Consider the following 233-nt stretch of genomic DNA (forward strand, 5'->3'; position numbering starts at 1 on the left):
GGCTTGAATACGGTCAGCGCTAATATCCAACGCTTGAGCAGCTTCAATCGCATTAACTTCATTAAAAAATGCAGTAACAGCATGATTTAATTCAAGGTCTGATGCATTGAGAATACCTTGATCCAATTGCTCTTCAAATTGTGGGGTAGGAGACTGCAAAGCTTGAGTAAAGTTTTGCACTAGACGTTGATCGAGAACATCAATCATTTTAAGCATGTCATAACCTTTAAAAG

Annotated in this window: 1 protein-coding gene; it reads right to left on the reverse strand. The window is 38.2% G+C overall.

What is annotated here, in order from left to right:
* Positions 1 to 233 (reverse strand): hypothetical protein (locus FVA95_RS30465; protein ID WP_205016121.1); only part of this gene is annotated, 233 nt, incomplete at both ends.

Source organism: Pseudonocardia sp. EV170527-09 (genome assembly GCF_008369905.1).
Taxonomy (GTDB): Bacteria; Actinomycetota; Actinomycetes; order Mycobacteriales; family Pseudonocardiaceae; genus Pseudonocardia.